Genomic DNA, 16,752 nt, shown 5'->3' with positions numbered 1-16,752 from the left:
GTCTACCAACCTGTAGACGTTCATCTGTCGGACGATCCGACTTCACCAGGAGTCCACCTCCGCGTCCACGCGTGTCCACCGTGGCGCACCCGTACCGAGACACTGCCCGGAGATCCACCTGATGACGAGTTCCTCCCCGGCCGCCCTGGCGCTCGACGGCGCGTCCATCGACGGCGGCCTCTACACCTCCGTCACCGACTTCGCCCGCGACACCCACTGGCTGAACGGGACAGCCGCCGCGTACTCCTCGGTGGGCATGGGGGTGTTCGTGCTGTTGCTGCTGGGGGCCTGGTGGGGGGCGCGGCGGCAGGGGAACTCGGTGATGGCGGCCGTGCTGGCGACGCCGTTCGCGGTCGTCATCGCCTACCTCGCCAACACCGGGATCAAGGACGTGTTCGAGGAGCCGCGGCCCTGCCGGGCGCTGCCGCACGACTTCCTCATCGAGGCGTGCCCGCCGGTGGACGACTACGCCTTCCCCAGCAACCACACCACGGTCGCCTTCGCGTTCGCGGTCGCGCTGCTGATCGTCAGCCGGTGGCTGGGCGCGGTCGCGCTGCTCGCGGCGGTGGCGATGGGCGCCTCCCGGGTGTACGTCGGCGCCCACTATCCGCACGACGTCGGCGTGGGCGCCCTGGTCGGCAGCCTGGTCTCGGTGCTGGTGGTGCTGCTGGCCTTCCGGTACTGCACCCCGCTGGTGCAGCGGCTGCGGGCGGGGGCGCTGCGGCCGCTGCTCGCCGCTCAGACGCCCTGAGTCCCGCCGGACACTCCTCCTCCGGTCGCCGGGCCCGCCGCGTGGCGGGCCCTCGCCGTGCCGCCGCCGGTGAGCGCCGCCTCGATCGCGGCCATGTGGTCCGCCAGCAGACCGAGGGCGGCCGTGGCGCGCACGAGCGGGTCCTCGGCGGGGCCGCCCAGCGCCTGGGTGCGGGCGTACGCGGTCTTCAGGGCGGCCCAGCGGCCGGCCTGCTCCGGGGTGAGGGTGCCGCGCAGCTCGGCCAGCTTGAGCAGGTTGGCCTCGGCACCGCTGGTGAGGGTCTGCGCCTCGGCGGTGAAGTGGTCCTCGACGACCGCGCCGGCCTCCGCCGCGTTCATGACGGGGCGGATCCGCTGGGCGATCTTGTTCATGGTGCGGTAGGAGCCCTGGAGCAGGAACGGCGGCTCGGTCCGGGTCTCGTCCGAGCGGGCGGCGGAGGCGATGTAGGCGGCGTTGACCGCGAGGACCGTCTCGCGCGCGGTGAGCAGATGGCGCAGTACGCCCGTGATCTGCTCCAGCTCGGCCGGGGCGTAGGCGTGGGTGAGCCGGTCGGCGCGGGCCGCGGGGTCCGCCTGGGCCAGCCGGACCAGCAGCTCCAGATCGGCGCGGTCCCGGCCGGCCAGCGGGGCGAGCACCGGGTTGGAGGTGAGCGCGTTCTCCAGGAAGCTGAGCGCGAAGACGTCCTCCTTGCCGGTGAGGACGTCGCCGAGGTTCCACACGTCCGCGCGGTTGGCGAGCATGTCGGGCACCCGGAAGCGGTCGCCCGACTCGGTGTACGGGTTGCCGGTCATACAGACCGCGAACCGCTTGCCGCGCAGGTCGTAGGTGCGCGGCTCGCCGTTCCAGACGCCGTCGACGCGGCGGGTGGCGTCGCACAGCGGGATGAACTTCTGGAGCAGTTCCGGCGAGGTGTGCTGGATGTCGTCCAGGTGCAGCAGCGTGTTGTTGCCGGCCGCCAGCGCGAAGTTGATCTTCTCGATCTCCTGGCGCGCGGTGGCGTTCGGCGCCTCGGCCGGGTCGAGCGAGGTGACCGCGTGGCCGAGCGCGGGGCCGCTGACCCGCACCATCATCAGGCCGAGGCGGTCGGCAACGTACTCCATCAGCGTCGTCTTGCCGTAGCCGGGCGGGGAGACGAGCAGCAGCAGTCCGCCGGTGTCGGTGCGCCGGCTCTCGCCCGCCGTGCCGAGCTGACGGGCCAGGCTGTCGCCGACCAGCGGCAGGTACACCTCGTCGACGAGCCGGTTGCGGACGAAGGCCGCCATGGAGCGCGGGCGGTGCTCGTCCAGGCGCAGCCGGGCGCGTTCGGCCGCGACCAACTCGGTGCGCAGCCGCTGGTGGGCGCGGAAGGCGGGCACGTCGTCCCGGGCGAAGCGGGCGGTGCGGGCCAGGAACTCGTCCAGGCGCAGCACCAGTCGGCGCCCGCCGATGCGCGGATGGGCGCCGAGCAGCCCCTCGGCCACCGCCACCGGTGAGACGTCCGCGTCATGGCGCGGCAGGCCGGGGCACAGCTCGGCGGCGACCGCCTCGGCCAGGTCGCCCGGCGTGGCCCCGGCGCCGGTGGAGTCGGTGAACGCCGCGAGCCACGCCCCGGCGAGCTGGGCCCGCGCGGCGAGGTCACCGAGCGCGTCCAGGTCCTCGTCGTAGGCCGAACCGCCCACCGTGTGCCGGAACTTGTCCAGCAGGGTGCGGGTGGCGGCGGCCAGCACGAAGCCGTCGGGTCCGGTCGTCAGCTCCTCGACGAGGTACGCGGCGGCGGCCCGCGCGTCCAAACCCGCCACGGCGGCGGGGCCGTTCACGCCATCGGCCCCGGCAGCGCCGGTGCCGGCGGGCGCCGCCCCCGGGAGCCGGAGCGCGCTCCCCGCCGTCCACGTCCCGATCGCGCCCGCGAGTTCCTCCTCCAGCTCGCCCACGGCGCCCGCCGCCGCCGGGCCGAACGTGTCGCGGGCGCGGGCCAGGGAGAGCGCCCGCCGGGTCCAGGCGGCGCGCTCGTCCGCCGTGCTGCCGTGCGCCCAGAACAGCTGGGCGGCGGCGCGGGCGGCGGGCTCGTGGCGCAGTACGCCCGCCCGCTCGTGCACGGGCAGCAGCGCGGTGAGGATCACCGTGGCGTCGTGGTCGTGGACGCCCCGCTCGTAGCCCTCGTCGTACGCCTCCTCGGCGGCCCGGCGCACCAGGGCGCCCAGGTCGTCGGCGGCGGCGAGCGCGGCCGGGCCGTGCTCGCGCAGCAGCCGGGCGGCCAGGTGCTCGCCCCGGTAGACCTCGGGCGACTCCGAGGGGAGCTGCCGGTCCCCGTACGCGCGGTCGGCCGCCAGGCGCGGGTCGGTGACCGGGGCGCGGTAGTCCGTGCCGGTCAGCGCGAAGGCGAGGCCCTCGCCGTCCGGGACCAGGGTGAGGTCGAGGGGCTGGGTGGTGACGGAGAAGCGGTGGGTGCCCAGCCGGATGGTCCGGCCGCCGTCCGTGTACAGGTCGGTGCGGTCGCGCAGCGCGCGGGACGCCTCCTGGCGGGCGGCCTTCAGCCGTCCGTCCAGCTCGTCCGCCCGCACCGGGTCGCCGAGCGCGCGCAGGTCCTCGGCGGTGCGGCGGACCTTGGCGACCATCGGGTCGGAGGCGAAGTAGGTGCTGACCTCGTCGGCGTCGGCGAGCGTGGCCGCGCGCCGGGCCACGGTCGCCAGGATCCGGTCGGCGGCCGCCGCGAGCTGTCCGGCCCGGCGGGCGCGGGCGTCCAGCAGGGACTGCTTGCGGGCGGAGAACGCGTCGTGGATCTCGGTGCGCTTGTCGGTCAGTTCACCGAGGAAGTCGTCGAACTCCGCGAACCGCGACTCCAGGTTCTCCAGCCGCACCAGCATGCCCGACAGCTGCTCGTCGCAGCTCTCGGGGCTGTCGGCGGCGGCGAGCGCGCCGGTGACCGCCTGCGCGAGCAGCGCGAACTCGGCGGCGAACTCGGCGCGGCCCTCGCGCTCGGCCAGCTCCCGGCGGCGCGCCTCCAGCAGGGCGCGGGCGCGGTTGACCCCGCCCAGCACCTCGGCGATGCGCTCCAGCACGGAGGTGCGCACGGTGGCGTCGGCGATGTCCAGGCCCGCCACGACCTCGGTGACGGTGCCCAGCGTGCCGGTCAGTTCGTCGAGCCGCTCGGCGACCGGGCGCGCGGCGGCCACCGACTCGACGGCCTCGGCGTCGGCGGCGAGCCGCTCGGCGTCCTGGTGGTGGTCGGCGAAGGCGTCCTCGCGGGCGAGGAAGGTGACCGCGCGCTTGCCGAAGGCGGCCAGGTCGGTGCCGGTGTCGGCGGCGAGCGCGTCGATACGGGCGGTGTCGGCGTACCGCATCTCCTTGAGGGTGAGCAGATGGCCCTGGGCGCGGCGCAGTTCGGTCAGGCCGCCCACCCAGGCGGCGGCGCCGCGCGGTGCCTCGCCGCGCAGCCGCCGCACCACCGCCGCGATCCGCTCGGCGGCCTCCTCCAGCGCCCGTGCGGCCCGCTCGGTGAGGCTCTGCACGGTGCGGAACTCGGTCAGCACCTGCTCGGCGGTGTCCCGTACCGCCGCCAGCGGGGTGCGCAGCTCGCCGAGGTCGGCCTCGCCCAGCCAGTGGTGGGTGTCGGCGGCGCGCACACAGGCGGCGGCCAGCGCCTCGTACACCTCCACGGTCGGGCTGGTCTCCGCGACCGCGCGGCTGATCGACAGGCAGTCGGAGATGCCGCGCACCAGGTCGGCGTTGCCGACGCGGGCCAGCGGTCCGGTGCCCGCGGTGGCGGCGGCGTGCGTGTCGGACACGTACGGCGAGGTCCACACCTGGATCGGGTGCACCCGGGCCGGCTCGGTCGCCGACCCGGCCGGGTCGGCGCGCAGCGCCAGCAGCGCGCCGTCCTCGAACAGCGCCCAGCCGTGGCAGGTCAGCGGGGTGGCGATCTCCTCGCGGATGGTGTTGTACGACAGCAGCAGACCGCGTCCCTCGGCGCGCGCGTGGAAGGCGTACAGCACGTCCTCGCCGTAGGGAGAGCGCACCTCGCGCTCGAACTCCAGGCCCGTGGTGTCGAGTTCGTACGTCTTGTACGCGCCGGTGGCCAGGCAGTAGCCGCCGGGGAAGACGATGCCCTGGTCCTCGGGCAGGCGGCGGCACGCCTGCCCGATGCCGTCGAGGCGGACCACCGACCGGGTGAGGGTGTTGAACACCAGGTGGCGGTGGGTGTCCTCCTTGTAGGGACGGACCCGCAGCAGGATCAGCGCGCCCACGCGCGCGTACGCGATGTCGGCGTCGGCGAGCGCCTGGAGCGGCTCGTCGACGGGCTCGCTGTGGATGCCGTCGCCGGTCTCGGTGTCGTCCTCGGTCTTGACGGTGAGGGCGCCGCCGACGGTGGAGACGTACAGCTCGTCGCGGACCGAGACGTGCGGGTGGCGGCCGAGCCGGTGGTCCTCGCGGGTCGTCGCGGTCCAGGTGAAGTCGTGGGCGGGCGGCAGCACATGGTCGCGTTCGCCGCGCGCGTCGAGGAAGGCGGCCCGTCCGTCGTCGGTCAGGTTCCAGCGCAGGACGCGGATGTCGTCGGCCTTCTCGCCGGTGCGGAAGACAGCCAGCAGGCGGCCCTCCACGCGGTGCAGCCGCAGCAGCCTGGCCTGCCGGTAGTAGCGGTGCAGGGCGCCGAACTCCCGGACGAACGCCGGGTCGTCGAGGAGGCCGGGCACGGCGTCCTCGGGCAGCGGGTTCAGCTCCCGGTCGTACAGGGCGAGGACGTCGCCGACCCGGGGCTCGGGCCGGGTGCCGTCGTCCGGTCCGGCGTGCGCGGCGTTGCGGCCGAACAGCAGCCGCTCGCCGACGGCCACCACGTCCCGGGGGACAGCGGGGTGCTCGGTGCGCAGCCGGCCGGTGCCGGTGAGGTCGAGCCGGGTGGCGCCGAACTCCGCGGCCCGGCGGGCGTTGAGCGCCTCGGCGCCGCGGGCCAGCTCGGCGGCCTGTGCGGTGAGCCGGTCGCGCAGCACCTCGTAGGTGCCGCTGTCCACGGCGTCGTACGAACCCGTCTCCTGGGCGGTGGCCATGGACATGCGTCCCTTCGTTCGGGAAGGCGTCGGAAGCGAGGGGCGGCGGTGCGGGGCCGCCGGGCCGCCCCCTGCCGCGGCGGAGCGAGGGAGCGGGAGCGGGAGCGGGACGCGGGGCCGCCGGGCCGCCTGGTTACAGGGCCGCCCGGGGGGCCGAGGCCCCGCACCGCCGGGGTGCCGGGGCCACCGCACCGCCGGGATACAGAGGCCACCGTGTCACCGAGGTGCAGGGGCCGCCACGTCACCGCGGTTCAGGGGCCGCCACGTCACCGCGGTTCAGGGGCCGCCGCGTCACCGGGGTTCGGGGGCCGCCGCGCTGCCGACCCCCGTACGGCGGCGCTGCGGCCCCGGCGCGTCAGACCCTGACGGCGCCGTTGAGGGCGGTGACCGGGGCGTCGGCCAGGCCCAGTTCACCCGCGCGGTCCAGCAGCTGCTGGAACTGGCCGGCGTGCGTGCCGCCGGAGTTCATCAGCTTCATCAGCAGCGCCGAGACGGTCAGGTTCTGCACATCGGCCGTGGAGACCGAGCCGAGGATCCGGCCCAGGTCGTCGGCGATGCTCGCCGAACCGTCCAGGTAGGGCTTGGCCAGCGCCTGCGCCGTACCGGAGTGCTCGACGAAGCCGTCGATGCCCTTGCCCAGCGAGACCGCGTTGACCAGCCGGTCGAAGAAGACCGACTCGCCGCCGACGATGTCGATGTCGGCGTTCTCCAGGCCGGTCGCCAGCACCGTGGCCTGCGCCTCGGCGACCTGGCGCTGCACGTCGAGCCCGGCCAGCCGGATCTCCTTCTCCGCCTGGAGGCGCAGCCGGTACTCCTCGTGCCCGCGCGAGGCGTCGTCCAGGGCGGCCATCGCGGCGGCCTTCTCGGTCAGGCCCGCGGCCTCCGCCTTCAGCTTCTCGCCGATCGCCGTCGCCTCGGCGACCGCCTTGGCCTGGGCGCCCTCGGCCTCGGCCCGCAGCCGCGCCTCGGTGCCCTGGGCCTCCGCCCGCATCCGGGCCTGGGTGCCCTCGGCCTCGGCGAGCATCCGGGCCTGGGTGGCCTCGGCCTCGGCGCGGCCGGCCTTCTCGATGACCTCGGCCTCCTTGTCGCGGACCTGCACCGCGGCCAGGCCCTCGGCGGCGGCCTCCGCCTGGATGCCCTCGGCCATCCGCAGCTTGGCGCGGGCCTCCAGGTCGGCGGACTTCAGCCTGGCCTCGGCCAGGGTCAGCGACTCGGCGGCGCGGTGCGTGGCGGCCTGCTCGGCGGCCTCCGCCGCCTTGATGTCCTTGACCAGCTTCTCCTGCGCCTCCGCCTCGGCGGCGATGATGACGGCCTGCCGCTCGCGCTCCGCCTCCTCCACGGCGCGCAGCTTCTTGATGGACTCCTCCTGCTCGGCGACCGTGCGGTCCACGGCGACCCGCTCGCGCACGACCTCGGCGATCTCCCGCTTCTCCGACTCGACCTCCTTGTCGGCGGAGATCTTCGTCAGCTGGGTCTCCCGCTCGCGGGCGATGACCTCCAGCATCCGGTCCTTCTCGATGCGCTCGTTCTCCACGGCGATGACCCGCTCGCGGTTCTTCGCGGCGACGGCGACCTCGCGGGCCTGGTTCTCGCGCTGCACGCCGAGCTGCTCCTCGGTGCGCAGGAAGGCGCTCTGCGCGCGCAGCCGCTCCTCCTCCATGACCCGGGCGGTCTCGGCCTCCTCGCGGGCGCGGGAGGTCTCTATCTCGCGCTTCTGCTTGATCTCGGCGTCCGCCTGGCGGCGCTCCAGCTCCAGGATGGCCTCGCGCGCGTCGACGTTCTGCCGGGTGATCTCCTTCTCCTCGGTGCGCTGCGCCTCGTTGGTGCGCACGTGCTCCACCGCGGTCAGCTCGGTGATCTTCCGGATGCCCTGCGCGTCCAGCACGTTCGCCGGGTCGAGCTGGGACAGCGGCGTCTGCTCCAGGTAGTCGATCGCCGCGTCCTCCAGGTGGTACCCGTTGAGGTCGACGCCGATCAACTCGATGATCTGGTACCGCAGTTCCTCGCGCTTGGTGTAGAGGTCGGTGAAGTCCATCTGCTTGCCGACGGTCTTCAGCGCCTCGGAGAACTTCGCGTGGAACAGCTCCTGGAGCGTGTTCTGGTCGCTGGCGCGGGCGGTGCCGACGGCCTGCGCGACCTTGATGACGTCCTGGGCGGTCTTGTTGACCTTCACGAAGAACGAGATCCGGATGTCCGCGCGGATGTTGTCCCGGCAGATCAGGCCGTCCCGCCCGGAGCGGGTGATCTCGATGGCCTTCACCGAGATGTCCATCACCTCGGCCTTGTGCAGGACCGGCAGCACGACCTGCCCGGTGAAGGTGACGTCGACCTTCCGCGTCTTGGAGACGATCAGCGCCTTGCCCTGCTCGACCTTGCGGAAGAGCTGGGAGAAGACGAACAGCAGGAGCAGGACCAGAATCAGGCAGGCCGCGACGAGCGAGCCGATGACAACCATGGCAAACGTCCCCTGAATCAAAGAAGTTGTGGCGTGCGGGCGGCCCCGCCGGTCGTCGGATCCGGTGTCTCGGTGTCGGTTCTGACGCCGTCCGGCCGATCTCCGGTTCCGGGTCCGCCCGCGGTTCCCGCGGCCGGTTTCCCGCGGTCCGCCTCCGCTGCCGGTCTCCGGCCCCCGCGCCGTGCGCGGCGGGCCGTTCCCGGCGAGTGCCCGGCGCCTGGCAGCCGCCGCCCGGCGCTGCGGCGCCCCGTTCCGGGACGTCGCGCGCCGAGCGTCAGGTGTCGGGCGCCGGCCGGATCGGCCGGCCGTCCGTCAGCTCATGCGCGGGTCGGTCCCGTTCATGAGCCGGTCATCCGGACCGTCGGGCCATCGGAACCGATGTGGCTGCCGGGCCCCGTGCGGACGCGGCCGGGCGGCTCCGGGTAACGGACGGAACCGTCCGCCGCCCCCGTCCCCCCGCGGGCACCGCCCGCCGGCCCTGCGCCCCCCGGCCATCGATCCCGTCCCCCTCGTTCCGTGCATCCCCCGTACCCCCGTCTCCCCCGTGCCCCGTACGTCCCCCGTACGGCCCCCGGACGTCCCCCGTCCCCCGGGCAGCCTCCGTACGGCCCCCGGACCGGCCCGGCCCCTGCCGGGGTCCGGCACCGGAAATCGTCCGTAGTGCTCCCCGCCGACATGATGCCCGCTCATCCCCGCCTGGCGCATTGCCGGTTCCCGGCAATGTTCGGGGGTGCTTCGATGCCGGTGTGCGACCTTGGGGGCCGTCAAAGGGCCGTCAAGATTGCGCAGGGACCCTTGACGCGGTGACGGTGTCATGGAAAGGGCCCCCTTCCGCGGCCGACGGCTTCCTCCCGGCCCTCCTGGACCCCTTCGCTCACCTGGACGCCGTCCACCGCGGTCCCGTTCCCGCCCAGGCCTCGTCCCAGGCGGTCAGGTTGCGGCGCAGGAGGAGGCGGGTGGTGGTGGTGTGGGCGGCGGCGGTCAGGGCGGTGACGGTCAGGGAGGCGAGGAGGGCCCAGCCCATGCACTTGCTGCGGATCTGGGCGGTGGTCAGGGGCTCGGCGGTGACGCGGCCGTGGTGGTCCGTCCAGATCGGCACGGCGCTGCCGGCGCGCAGGCCGGGCGGTACGTGGGTGTGGCCGAGGCGGGAGCGGCCCGCGGGGTCGGTGAAGCGGACCTCGACGCGGTAGCGGGTCCGCCTCGCCTCGGGGGAGCCGGGCTCCGGGTGGCGCGGGGCGTCGTGGACGAGGACGGCGGTGGTGCGGCTGCGGGTCCGCTCCTGGCGTGCGGCGGTGTCCGCGTAGTGGCGGTGGGCGGCGTCCCCGGCCAGGAACATCGCGGCGGGCGAGGCGGCCAGGGCCGTCAGCAGCAGGCCGAGGCCGATCCACACCTGGAGCAGGTCGGTGCGGCGCCGCAGCGGGTTGCGGCGCAGCCGCCAGAACCGGACGCGCGGCAGGTCCGCGGGGACGGGCGCGGGCGGTGGCTGGGCGTGCGGGATGCCGCCGGGCATGAGCCCTGGTCTCCTCTCGTCTCGTCTCGTCGTCTCGGCTCGGGCGGATCGGCTCCGGCGGATCGGCTCCGGCGGATCGGGGCGGGCGGTCAGCGGGCGCCGCGCAGGGCGGGCGGGCCGCCGGCCGACGGGTGGGCGCGGGCCGAGCGCAGCAGGGTGGCGGCGCCGCGCACGGCGGCGGTGTGCGGCGCCGCCACCGGCCTGAGGGGCGTGTGCAGCCGGCCGGTGAGCTGGAAGACGACGTCCGGGCGCAGCGCGCCGCCGCCGGCCAGCAGCGCGCCCCGGTGCAGGGCGTCGAGGGTGAGCGTCGTACGGTCCTGGCGCAGCATCGCGGTCACCATGGCGGCCACCGCCTCGGCGAGGTCCGCCGGGGCGGCGGTGTCGAGGTCGCCGGTGCCGAGCGCGGTGCGGCGCGCGTCGACGACCGCGCCGTCGACCAGCAGCACCACCTCGGTGAGCTGGGCGCCGATGTCGATGACGAGCAGCGGCCGGGACAGGTCGGCGCCCGCGCCCAGGGCGACCGCGCGCGCCCCGGGGACGGTCAGCACCCCGCGCGGGCGCAGCACCTGGACGGCGGTGCGGGCCTCGGCGCGGAAGGCGACGCCGTCCAGCACGGGCGCGGTGACCACGACCAGCGGGCGGGTGAGCCGGGGCAGCCGGTGCACGAGCAGGCGGGCCAGCATACGGGCGGTGCCCGGGGTGTCGACGATGGTTCCGCGCTGGATCGGGTACGCCGCTCCGGTGCCCGGGAAGGTCACCGTCGGCACGTCGAGGACCAGGCCCCGCCCGGCCACCCACGCGCGGGTGCGGGCGCTGCCCAGATCGAGGGCGATGCCCGGACAGGACCGGCGCAGCGGCCACATCCGGCGGGCCGCGCTCACCGGCCGGCCTCCCTGACCTGCTGGCAGCGGGCGCAGTAGCGGGCCTGCGGCACTATCTCCAGCCGTTCCCGCGCGATGGGCCCGCGGCACAGGTGGCAGGCCCCGTACCGGCCCTCGTCCATGCGCGCGAGGGCCGCCTCGACATCGGCGAGCACCATCCGCGCGGAGGCGGCGAGCTGCACGCTGACCTCCAGCTGGCCGGGGGTCCGGTGGCGGAGCAGGGCGTCCTCGCGGGAGGTGGCGGCGGCCGCGAGCTGGGCCACCTGCTCCTGGCGGAACAGCCGCTGCTCGGTCAGGTTCGCGCGCAGCGCTGCGAGGTCCTCGGCGGTCAGCGGGCCCGAGGACACGGGCTCGGGCGCCGGACGGCGGGCGCCGTGGTCGGCGATGGTCTGGTGGTGCACCGGTTCACCCCTCGGGCAGGGCGGACGTGGAGCGGCGGACGGCCGGTCAGCCGGCCTGGCCGCCGCGGCAGGCGACGCAGTGGCGGGTGTAGGGCAGGATCTCCAGGCGCTCGGCCGGGACCGGCTTGGCGCAGGCCAGGCAGAGGCCGTAGGTGCCGGCCTCGATCCGGGCGAAGGCGTCGTCGATCTCCTTGAGCACCCGCTCGATGGCGTCCCGCTGGGCGGACATCAGGTGGTCGTCCGCGCTCTGCCCGGTCTCGGTGAGGGCCCGCGGCTGGACCAGCCGCGTGCCCCGGGCGTGTTCGAGCCGCCCGCGGGCCTCCTCGGCGGCCTGGCGTTCGAGGCGGGGAGCGGTCCGGGCGGCTGCGTCGCGGGACACGGCGGATCCTTTCTTCGGCGGAGCGGTACAGCGGGTCTGCGGCTCTTCTGCGGAGCCGGTACAGCGGGTCCGCGGCTCTTCTGCGGAGCCGGTACAGCGGGTCTGCGGCGGATCTGTACGGCGGTGCGCTCGGCTGCCGTGGGGACGGGGGTGATCGCTCCTCCAGAGTGGCCCGCGGCACGGCCCGCGGCCCATCGGTCCCAGCACCCATTTGCCGGGGGTAGCGGGATGCACACCGAGCGGACATGGGTGGGCCGTGCCCCGCGAAATGGGGGCCGGGACCCATCGACGCGCCCGCCCCGGGCGGGCAGGCTCGACGGCGGAGCACCGGGAACCGGGCCCGCCGCCCGTCCGCCCCGCGCGATGGCCGACAGTGGACACGTAGAGGAACACAGACGTACGCAGACCTGCACAGCCATGCACGGCCTTGCGCAGGCGTGCGCAGACTCGCGCGGGCGGCCGCGTCAGGTGAGGAGGAACGACCCGGTGTCCCTGTTCTGGCGGATCTTCGGGCTCAACGCCGTGGTGCTGGGTTCGGCCACCGCGCTGCTGCTGTGGGCGCCGGTGACCGTCTCCGTGCCGGTGGTGCTGACCGAGGCGGTCATCCTCGTCGGCGGCCTGGTCGTCATGCTCGTCGCCAACGCGGCGCTGCTGCGCTGGGGCCTGGCCCCGCTGGACCGGCTGACGAGGCTGATGACCACGGTGGACCTGCTGCGGCCCGGCCAGCGGCTGCCGGCCGCGGGCGGCGGCGAGGTCGCCGAGCTGATCCGCACCTTCAACGCCATGCTCGACCGGCTGGAGCAGGAGCGCGCCACCAGCAGCGCCCGGGTGCTGCTCGCCCAGGAGGCCGAGCGGCGCCGGATCGCGCAGGAACTCCACGACGAGGTGGGACAGAGCATGACCGCGACCCTGCTGGCCCTCAAGCGGGCCGCGGACGAGGCCGGGCCGCCGCTGCGCGACGAGCTGCACCAGGCGCAGGAGATCACCCGGGGCAGCCTGGACGAGGTGCGCCGGCTGGTGCGCCGGCTGCGCCCCGGCGTCCTCGACGACCTCGGCCTGGTCAGCGCGCTGACCTCGCTCACCTCGGACTTCGCCACCCACACCGGCCTGAAGGTGGTCCGCCGCTTCGCCCCCGATCTGCCCGCCCTGGAACCGGAGACCGAGCTGGTCCTGTACCGGGTCGCCCAGGAGAGCCTGACCAACGCGGCCCGCCACGCGGAGGCCGAGCGGATCGAGGTGAGCCTCGCCCGCACCGAGGGCGCGGTGGTGCTCGCCATCACCGACGACGGCCTCGGCATCCGGGGCGCCGCCTGCGAGGGGGCCGGGATCCGCGGGATGCGCGAGCGGGCCCTGCTCATCGGGGCCGCCCTGGACATCACCGACGCGGCCGGTCCGGGCGACGCGCCCGGCACCCGCGTACGGCTCACCGCGCCCGTCCCCGGGAGGCGGCCGTGACCGCGCCGCCCGGCCCGCCCCCGTCCGAGTCCCAGCCCGTGCACGCCCCCGTCCCGAACGGCCGCCCCATGCCCGACGCCCCCGCGCCCGCCGCGGCCCGCCCGATCCGCATCCTCCTCGCCGACGACCACGCGCTGGTCCGGCGGGGCGTACGGCTCATCCTCGACCAGGAACCCGACCTGGAGGTGGTCGCCGAGGCCGGTGACGGGGCGGAAGCCATCGAGATGGCCCGCGTCCATGACGTGGATCTCGCGGTGCTGGACATCGCCATGCCCCGGCTGACCGGGCTCCAGGCCACCCGCGAACTGGTCTCGCTCAAGCCGGACCTGCGGATCCTCATGCTCACGATGCACGACAACGAGCAGTACTTCTTCCAGGCGCTGAAGGCCGGCGCCTGCGGTTACGTGCTGAAGTCGGTCGCCGACCGCGATCTGGTCGCCGCCTGCCGGGCCGCGATGCGGGACGAGCCGTTCCTGTACCCGGGCGCGGTGACCGCGCTGATCCGCAACTACCTGGACCGGGTCCGGCACGGCGAGGAGACGCCCGACCAGGTGCTGACGCCCCGCGAGGAGGAGGTCCTGAAGCTGGTCGCCGAGGGGCACTCCTCCAAGGAGATCGGCGAGATCCTCTTCATCAGCGTCAAGACGGTCCAGCGGCACCGCGCCAACCTGCTGCACAAGCTCGGCCTGCGCGACCGCCTGGAACTCACCCGGTACGCCATCCGCGCCGGCCTCGTCGAACCCTGACGCCCCGGCACCTCTGACGTGCGCGCCCGCGCGCACCCCCGACCACCCGGGGCCCCGGCCGCCAACTCCCCGGCCGGGGCCCCGGGTACGAACGCCCGAGAGCCACCACGTACGAGAGCCGCCAGGAAGCCGGAAAGCCAGGTAGCCAGGAAGCCAGGAAGCCAGAAAGGGGGACGGCGCATGCGCCGCGCACCGTGCACCGCCGCCCTGCTGACGGCGGTCCTGCTGCTGCTCCTGTCGCCCGTCCTCGGTGTTCTCGCGGCCGGCGCCGCCCCCGCGCACCTGCCCGTCACCGCCCTCCATCAAGAGACCGAGAGGGCCGGGCGGACCGCGCCCCGAGCCGCCGACCACCGCGACCACGTCTCCCCCGCCGCCTGCGTCCTCCAGGCGGGCCCCCGCTCCGAGCCGCACCGCGACCGCCCGGCCGCACCCGGCCACCCCGCCGCCGCCACCGTGCCGGCCGCCGCCGTCCCCGCCCCCGGGCCCGGACGCGCCCCGCCGCCCGGCGGCACCGCTCCCGCCGCGTCCGCCCGCCCGGTCCCCGACCGGGACCGGGCCCCGCCCGCACCCTCCGGCACCCGACACCCCTGACCTCGCCGTCATCCCGGTCATCCCCGTGACGGCGCACCCCTCCCGCACGCCTGCGCCCACAGGTGTGCCGCCGGAGCCGCCGGAGGCATCCGTTGATCCGTTCCGCCCGGGTGAGGGCGCTGTTCGCCCTCACCGTCCTCGCCCTGTCCCTGTACATCGCCGTGACCGTGCCCGTCCGTCTGGGCCTCGATCTGCGCGGCGGCACCCAGATCGTGCTGGAGACCCGGTCCACCCCGACCGCGCGGGCCGACCGCGCCGCCACCGACCGCACCCTGGAGGTGCTGCGCGGCCGGGTCGACGCGCTCGGCGTCGCCGAACCGACCCTCGTCCGCTCGGGCGCGCACCGCATCGTCGTCGAACTGCCCGGCGTCCAGGACCCGAAGGAGGCGGCCGGTGTGCTGGGCCGCACCGCCCAGCTCACCGTGCACCCGGTGCTCGGCCCGGCCGGGAACGGAGCACCGGGCGGGGACGGCACACCGGACGGGGACGGCGCACCGGACGGGAAGGAAGCACCGGCCGGGAACGGCGAGCAGGTGCTGGCCGACGAGTCCGGGCAGCGGCTGCGGCTGGCCGCGTCCGCGCTGACCGGCAAGGACGTCAAGGGCGCCGACGCCCGGTTCGACGCGCAGTCCGGCGCCGGCTGGCACGTCACCGTGGACTTCGACCGCGCGGGCCGCGACCGGTGGGCGAAGCTGACCGGGCAGGCCGCGTGCAGCCCGGCGGGCGATCCCGCGCGCCGGATCGCCATCGTGCTGGACGGCCGGATCATCTCCGCGCCGCAGGTCGACCCCGCGGTGGGCTGCGGCAGCGGCATCACGGGCGGCTCCACCCAGATCACCGGCTCCTTCGACGACCGCGAGGCCCGCGAGCTGGCCCTGCTGATCAGCGGCGGGGCGCTGCCCGTGCCGGTCGAGACGGTCGAGCAGCACACCGTGGGCCCGACGCTGGGCGCGCGGGCCATCGCGGCGAGCGCCTGGGCCGCGGCCGTGGGCACCGCGCTGACCGCGCTGTTCATCGTCGTGATGTACCGGCTGATGGGCGTGCTCGCCGCCGTGGCGCTGCTCTCCTACGGTCTGATCTCCTACGCCGCCCTGGCCGCGCTGGGCGCCACGCTCACCCTGCCGGGCCTGGCCGGTTTCGTGCTGGCGATCGGCATGGCGGTGGACGCCAACGTGCTCGTCTTCGAACGGGCCCGCGAGGAGTACGCCGCCCGGCACCGGCCCACCGCCCGCTCGGCGCTGACCGCCGGGTTCCGCAACGCCTTCAGCGCCATCGCCGACTCCAACGTGACCACGCTGATCGCGGCCGGGCTGCTGTTCTTCCTGGCCTCGGGGCCGGTGCGCGGCTTCGGTGTCACGCTGGGCATCGGCGTCCTGGCGTCCATGGTCAGCGCGCTGGTGGTGACGCGGGTGCTCGCCGACTTCGCCGTCACGCGCCGGTGGGTGCACCGCCGGCCGCGCGTCACCGGACTCGCCACCACCGGCCGGGTGCGGGACGCGCTGGAGCGGCGCGGGCCGCGGCTGATGCGCAGGCCGCGCCGCTGGCTCGCGGTGTCGGCCGTGGCGCTGGTGCTCGCCGGGTCGGGGCTGCTGGTGCGCGGCGCGGACCTGGGTGTGGAGTTCACCGGCGGCCGGCTGATCGAGTACGGCACCGCGCGGGTGGTCGATCCCGACCGGGCGCGCACCGCGCTCGCCGACGCGGGGTTCCCGCGCGCGGTCGTGCAGTCCTCCGGGGACAAGGGCCTGACCGTGCGCACCGGGGAGCTGACGGACGCGCAGGCGGAGCGCGTGACACGGACGGTGGGCGCGCTGGGCGGCGGGGCGGACAAGGTCCGCGACGAGCTGATCGGTCCGAGCATGGGCGCGGAGCTGCGCCGGGGCGCGCTGATCGCGCTCGCGGTGGCCCTGGGCGCCCAGTTGCTCTATCTCGCGGCCCGTTTCCGCTGGCTGCTGGGGACGGCGGCGGTGGCCGCACTCGCGCACGACGTGGTGATCCTGGTCGGGGTCTTCGCCTGGCTGGGCAAGCCGCTGGACGGGGTGTTCCTGGCCGCGCTGCTGACCGTGATCGGGTACTCGGTCAACGACTCGGTCGTCGTCTTCGACCGGATCCGGGAGCTGACGCGGCGCGAACGCGGGGCGCGGGCGGCCCACATCGCCGACCGGGCGATCGTGCAGACGCTGCCGCGGACCGTGAACACCGGTATGGGCGCGGTGCTGATCCTGGCCTCGCTGGCCGTGCTCGGCGGGGACTCGCTGACCGACTTCGCGCTGGCGCTGCTCATCGGCATCGTGGTCGGCACGTACTCGTCGGTGTTCACCGCGGTCCCGGTCGCGCTCGAACTCCGGACCCTGCCGAAACCACGGAGGCGTAGAAGCAACAGAAAAGACTGACTACCCGTCACGACCCGTGCCCAAACATAGCTTTCCATTCCCTTGCTCGGTGCAACTATTGCAAAGGGCAAAGAAAGCCCCCGTATAACTCTGCTCAACTCTGCGTAGTCCCATGGGAACCGACCGTTCCGATGCGCCACGCTGGCCACGCCCACGCCGGCCGGGCAGGGGC

Annotated in this window: 11 protein-coding genes; 5 read left to right on the top strand and 6 right to left on the bottom strand. The window is 75.1% G+C overall.

Going from position 1 to position 16,752, the window contains the following annotated elements:
* The first annotated feature begins 121 nt into the window (after positions 1 to 121).
* Positions 122 to 751 carry a phosphatase PAP2 family protein gene (locus A8713_RS16420; protein ID WP_064534262.1) on the top strand — a complete coding sequence of 210 codons (630 nt, stop codon included), beginning with the start codon at positions 122 to 124 and terminating at the stop codon, positions 749 to 751.
* Here A8713_RS16420 and A8713_RS16415 read toward each other — a convergent pair.
* From A8713_RS16415 to A8713_RS16390, 6 genes are all read right to left on the bottom strand, one after another.
* Positions 739 to 5,772 carry a DNA repair ATPase gene (locus A8713_RS16415; RefSeq protein WP_064537533.1) on the bottom strand — a complete coding sequence of 1,678 codons (5,034 nt, stop codon included), beginning with the start codon at positions 5,770 to 5,772 and terminating at the stop codon, positions 739 to 741. The genes A8713_RS16420 and A8713_RS16415 overlap by 13 nt on opposite strands.
* Before the next feature lie 355 nt (positions 5,773 to 6,127).
* Positions 6,128 to 8,227, bottom strand: a complete 2,100-nt coding sequence (locus tag A8713_RS16410; RefSeq protein ID WP_064534261.1) for an SPFH domain-containing protein — start codon at positions 8,225 to 8,227, stop codon at positions 6,128 to 6,130.
* An 874-nt stretch (positions 8,228 to 9,101) separates the two neighbouring features.
* The gene (locus tag A8713_RS16405; RefSeq protein ID WP_064534260.1) at positions 9,102 to 9,737 is read right to left on the bottom strand and encodes an Rv1733c family protein; all 636 of its coding nucleotides are present in this window, start codon (positions 9,735 to 9,737) and stop codon (positions 9,102 to 9,104) included.
* 89 nt (positions 9,738 to 9,826) lie between these two features.
* Positions 9,827 to 10,600, bottom strand: a complete 774-nt coding sequence (locus tag A8713_RS16400; RefSeq protein ID WP_064537531.1) for a rod shape-determining protein — start codon at positions 10,598 to 10,600, stop codon at positions 9,827 to 9,829.
* A 14-nt stretch (positions 10,601 to 10,614) separates the two neighbouring features.
* A complete protein-coding gene (locus A8713_RS16395) occupies positions 10,615 to 11,019 on the bottom strand; it encodes a TraR/DksA family transcriptional regulator (RefSeq protein WP_382848091.1) in 405 nt (134 codons plus the stop codon).
* Positions 11,020 to 11,065: 46 nt separating this feature from the next.
* The gene (locus A8713_RS16390; RefSeq protein ID WP_064534259.1) at positions 11,066 to 11,398 is read right to left on the bottom strand and encodes a TraR/DksA C4-type zinc finger protein; all 333 of its coding nucleotides are present in this window, start codon (positions 11,396 to 11,398) and stop codon (positions 11,066 to 11,068) included.
* A gap of 486 nt (positions 11,399 to 11,884) precedes the next feature.
* Here A8713_RS16390 and A8713_RS16385 point away from each other — a divergent pair, with 486 nt between their 5' ends.
* From A8713_RS16385 to secD, 4 genes are all read left to right on the top strand, one after another.
* Positions 11,885 to 12,853, top strand: coding sequence for a sensor histidine kinase (locus A8713_RS16385; RefSeq protein WP_064534258.1), 969 nt, complete (start codon positions 11,885 to 11,887; stop codon positions 12,851 to 12,853).
* A gap of 68 nt (positions 12,854 to 12,921) precedes the next feature.
* Positions 12,922 to 13,599, top strand: coding sequence for a response regulator (locus A8713_RS16380; protein ID WP_064537530.1), 678 nt, complete (start codon positions 12,922 to 12,924; stop codon positions 13,597 to 13,599).
* A 180-nt stretch (positions 13,600 to 13,779) separates the two neighbouring features.
* The gene (locus A8713_RS16375; protein WP_064534257.1) at positions 13,780 to 14,190 is read left to right on the top strand and encodes a hypothetical protein; all 411 of its coding nucleotides are present in this window, start codon (positions 13,780 to 13,782) and stop codon (positions 14,188 to 14,190) included.
* Between the two features lie 92 nt (positions 14,191 to 14,282).
* A complete protein-coding gene (gene secD, locus A8713_RS16370; protein WP_173860858.1) occupies positions 14,283 to 16,580 on the top strand; it encodes a protein translocase subunit SecD in 2,298 nt (765 codons plus the stop codon).
* The last annotated feature ends 172 nt before the right edge of the window (positions 16,581 to 16,752 follow it).

Source organism: Streptomyces sp. SAT1, from assembly GCF_001654495.1.
Classification (GTDB): Bacteria; Actinomycetota; Actinomycetes; order Streptomycetales; family Streptomycetaceae; genus Streptomyces; species Streptomyces andamanensis.
This window is presented reverse-complemented; position numbering and strand designations above follow the sequence as displayed.